This is a genomic window from Bradyrhizobium sp. WYCCWR15520, from assembly GCF_056174665.1.
This window is the reverse complement of sequence record NZ_JBWBWM010000130.1, coordinates 1-2,335: the sequence shown is the minus strand read 5'-3', so window position 1 is coordinate 2,335 and position 2,335 is coordinate 1. Positions and strand designations below refer to the sequence as shown.

Genomic DNA, 2,335 nt, shown 5'->3' with positions numbered 1-2,335 from the left:
CGGAATCCTCAAAAGCAAAATTGCAAGCTTTTGGGCCCCCAAAGCCCGAAAGCTTGCAATCTCAAAACGCCTCTCGCCAGAAAATTCGACTCCCGCTCAATGGCTTGGAAGTTCTTCACGCACGACTGACTTCAGTGTTGCCGGATCTCAACAGCAACAGCCGTGCCATCTTCGTCGGCACGCATTAAGCGTCTGATTATGCTTTGAAAACCCTACACTGCGCCCAAGCCAACCGATGTCCTGAACCTGACGGGCGTTGTGCTGCTGTCAGGTGTTGGACACGAATTGCGCGCTGGCGCGGCCAGAAAACGGGTTGGGTGTTGTGAGTCACCGAACGAAAACTTGCTAACCCCTCTCCCTGCCCGACAGGATTAAAGGCGAGCGATGCGGTAGATCGGAGTCGAAAAGCCAAGGCCGTGGACCGGCGACGCGTGTTCGTGTCTACGACGACGGAGTCATTCGCGGGGCACTGCAGCGGGTGCTGCTTGTGGGAGCGCCTTAAAACTGCCAGTGCTCGCCATCACGCCAAGTGAGTTCCTGCACCACAACTGATACTCCGATCAGTTTTGCTGTCCAGTCGCGGGTACGGGAGTGCCTGACACTCCTATCCCGTTCCAAAAATCGTTGCCTCCGTATCGAAACATCTATCGCCGCTCGCCTCGATGGGAGCTAAGACTATAAGGGCGTTCATCTCACAACTTTCTGACCAGGAGGCCCGGCTGGCGGCACCCCGCTAGCCCCATGCACACTGTCGTCCTAGCGCAAGTCCTGCGGATCCCATACCGTCGATTATCGGGTAATAGTGCAGATCTTCGAGAACATGTCGATTGCTCCCCCTATAGTTCGAGAATAAACGTCTTGATTGATCTTGCGCGCTAGAATGTTCGTAGCCAGATTAGTTTCCTCTCTGTGAATCAAAGTCAGGCAAGGCATGCGTCAGCGGCTTCTCGCTGACGGCACTTCTCGGCGAGCGCCGAGGTAGAGCGCCTTGATTTCGTCTTGGTTGCGCAAGTTCGGTCGAAGCGCCGGATAGCAAGCTCACAAGAACGATCGCATGGTCGGAGCGTAGCGCGACCGTTCGACTACGTTCAGCTACCAGGAAGGAGAGGTCTGTTGAGCAGATTCCGGAGGATTCTTTCCTCAAAAAGACCTATTATCGCGTTACCGACAAACCGAGTGCCTCTTCAGGGTTTTGAGCCGTGAGTTCGGTGTTCATTATTGCCTTGCGTGGGGCAGTGTTGGCTTAACGGAGTCGATCATGACCCCAACCACCCCCACTATCCAGGAGTCGTCCGGAGTTCGATTTTCAAGGATCCTCAGTTTTCTCTACGCATCGGCCGCGGACATCGCTTTCTTCGTCACAATTCTATCTCTTGGTGGTTTCGTAAGCTTGCTACTCGCATCGAAGGCGATCGACAGGGGCCGGCAGACATGCACTGAAGCGCTTGCCGTAGAGGGCTCGGATAGCTCGGTTTGCAAGGAATCACAGCGTCATGACGCGCAAGCGCTTCAAAGGCTCCTGGACACAATAAGTGCCGAAGCGCACTGAACGAAGTACTTATGCGCTGCGAGCCCCTTGCTGGTAATATGGTAGCGGCATCCGGCGGGCCGAGGAAGCTATGGCGCGTTGAAGGCTGCCACAGTCTCATTCGTCGGCTGGATGGTCGTGTTCACAAGCACGTTTCTGATCGATCATTTCGAATATTCGGAATACATCAAGTAGCACCCGATCTCGCGAACCGCGCAAGCCAGCGCCTCAGTTCGCACCCCGCTGCACCCCAGATTTGTGCGGCATCTCATCTATCCGGCTTTATCATCGCATCTGAGCCGCGCCCCGCACGAATATCGGTATTTGCTATTGCAGCCGTGATGACCGCTTACATCTTTGTCGATATCTACTCAATCACCAAACAATCTTCTGCGATCAACGCAGTCGGCTGCGCCGCCGAGAGAACCGCCATTCCACTACACCGTGATGTGCGCCTGCCTGGTATCCTTGAGATCTGCCAGCGCATCCACCAGCGGGTTCGCTGCACGGCGTCCATTCGCAGGCATGGAAGAACGATGGGCTTGTCGACCAGGCAATCAAGGCTAGGTCAGAGAGCGACGCGAAGATAGCCTCGATGGGCATTTCGGTCGAGACGAGTTCAGGATGTTCAGATCACTGATCAAGAGCATGGGAAGGGTGTTGGAGGGACGGAAGCGAAGGTAAGCGGCAAGGAAACCCCGTCTGGCGGAGTGGGTAAGCGATCGGCTATCGGCTGCTGAGTTTGTGAGCCGATGTGAGCTTCTATGTCTGCGCCTAGTTCTGGAACTAGAACCTTCCATATGATCG

The 2,335-nt window shown here is 55.2% G+C and carries 1 protein-coding gene; it reads left to right on the top strand.

Annotated elements, in window-relative coordinates:
• Positions 1-188 (top strand): hypothetical protein (locus AC0QUY_RS42445; protein WP_475391713.1); only part of this gene is annotated, 188 nt, incomplete at its 5' end.
• Between the last annotated feature and the right edge of the window lie 2,147 nt (positions 189-2,335).